Origin of the sequence: Coprococcus sp. ART55/1, assembly GCF_000210595.1 — a bacterium.
Taxonomy (GTDB): Bacteria; Bacillota; Clostridia; order Lachnospirales; family Lachnospiraceae; genus Coprococcus; species Coprococcus aceti.
Genome location: NC_021018.1, coordinates 350,875 through 352,485 on the forward strand (window position 1 = coordinate 350,875; position 1,611 = coordinate 352,485).

The window sequence follows — 1,611 nt, forward strand, 5'->3', positions numbered from 1 at the left end:
ATATACACCATCATTTTGATATTGCAAAATAAGATTATACATTTCTTCAACATCTAATTGGCATAACTCCGCCTCTTCATTTGTAATTTCAATTCTTTTTTTCTTTATCATATGCGCTCCTGCATCATACTGAAGATAATATTGCCCTTTGTTTTCCAGTAGACTAATACCCTCATCTTCTATAATTAACTTCATTTTAAAGCACCTCTATTCAAATAAATGTTTATATGTATATGTTCCTTCTTTCGCCGGATTAATAACTGCTTCTTTTATTCCACCACTTGTATAGCCGCCTGGTTCCCAGTATTCCGGCCATGCACCTAATTCATTGCCAGATGGAAGTCTTAAACTAGATGTGTCCTGAATTGTCACTATAACAGGATTACTTCCTAAATATCCTTTGTCTAATCCCAAAACACTTTCTATTTTAGCCACATCCCCATCTGCGTTTCGAATTATTTCACTTAGTTCATCCCCAGACATTACAAATGTACCACCTTTACCACCAATTGTTCCTGATGGCTCACTTGGCATTATTTTTACCGCACCACTTTTCTTGAATGAATTTAGATGATTATTAATATATTCCTCACTCAAATAAGTTTCTGGTAATGGTTTCTGTCCCTTTGGTGTGCCTTTTATTTTTTCTACTTGTTCAAGTGACAATCCCTCTTCTCTAAGTTTACTCCACGATGAATATTGCTTTCCATCCTCAAATGACATAATAGCTTTTTGAGTTAGGGACTTTGAAGTCCTAAAGTATAGACATAATTAAATTTAATTTTATAAATATTACATATTTTCTATAGCATCACTGATTCTATCATTTAGATATTCAATAAAATTTTTATAATTAATCTTGTACTTTTTATCTCCTTGTGACCACATCATAACGGCTCCAGTTTTTACATCAATACAATAAATCCATTCGTCACAATTTTCTATTACAATCTTATCGTCATTCAACCCATATGACCTGAATTCTAGTGTCTTTTCCACAAATATCATTTTGCCATTTTTACCTACACCCAATGTTTCAATGCCATCCAGTCCACCATGCCCATAATTTTTCAAAAACCAAACATACTGCTCTGGAATTTTTAAATTTAATATTTTTTCTGCATCATATAAATCTTTATCATCTACATTAGGATGTGTAAAATCACCTTTTTCTTCATATTGACTTATAATCTTAACAATTTTATCATACATATTTTATTTTCCTCCTACGATTTGCTCTGCTCTCCATTTCCAATATGAACGTCTAAAATTATTATATTGCTTATTCAATATTGGATCATTTCTAAAACTTGCTCCATCTTCGATAAGACCATGCAACTGTGAATAATATTCTTGATGTGTAATCTCTCGAATCTCAACCATTGGTCCTGCTTCTTTTTGCAAAATATGATGTAGTTGAATAGCATTACCATCTGTCCCTATAGGAGGCTTGCCAGCCTGCATACGTTCTAAGTTTGTTAGTCCTGTTGTCTCATCAAAATACTCAAAATCTATATCATTCCTTTGATATACCTTTCTACTTACATCTCTAACTTCTCCATTAACTTTAACTGTGCCTTCATATTCTACTGAAGTGTAAATTACAGAACC

At 32.5% G+C, this 1,611-nt stretch carries 4 protein-coding genes; all 4 read right to left on the reverse strand.

The genetic code is table 11. The annotated features are described in order from the left end of the window. Positions 1-195: hypothetical protein (locus tag CCU_RS01625; protein ID WP_208895899.1), on the reverse strand; the 195-nt coding region annotated here is incomplete at its 3' end. Between the two features lie 12 nt (positions 196-207). Further along, positions 208-723, reverse strand: coding sequence for a hypothetical protein (locus CCU_RS01630; protein WP_015533325.1), 516 nt, complete (start codon positions 721-723; stop codon positions 208-210). Between the two features lie 69 nt (positions 724-792). Then, positions 793-1,212, reverse strand: a complete 420-nt coding sequence (locus tag CCU_RS01635) for an SMI1/KNR4 family protein (RefSeq protein ID WP_015533326.1) — start codon at positions 1,210-1,212, stop codon at positions 793-795. Between the two features lie 3 nt (positions 1,213-1,215). Further along, the coding region (locus CCU_RS01640; RefSeq protein WP_208895900.1) for an HNH/ENDO VII family nuclease at positions 1,216-1,611 on the reverse strand (396 nt) is incomplete at its 5' end.

What these genes read in the sequence shown, in the direction of transcription:
- CCU_RS01635 (WP_015533326.1), bottom strand. Translation starts at nt 1,212, where the DNA reads ATGTATGATAAAATTGTTAAGATTATAAGTCAATATGAAGAAAAAGGT.
- CCU_RS01630 (WP_015533325.1), bottom strand. Translation starts at nt 723, where the DNA reads ATGTCATTTGAGGATGGAAAGCAATATTCATCGTGGAGTAAACTTAGA.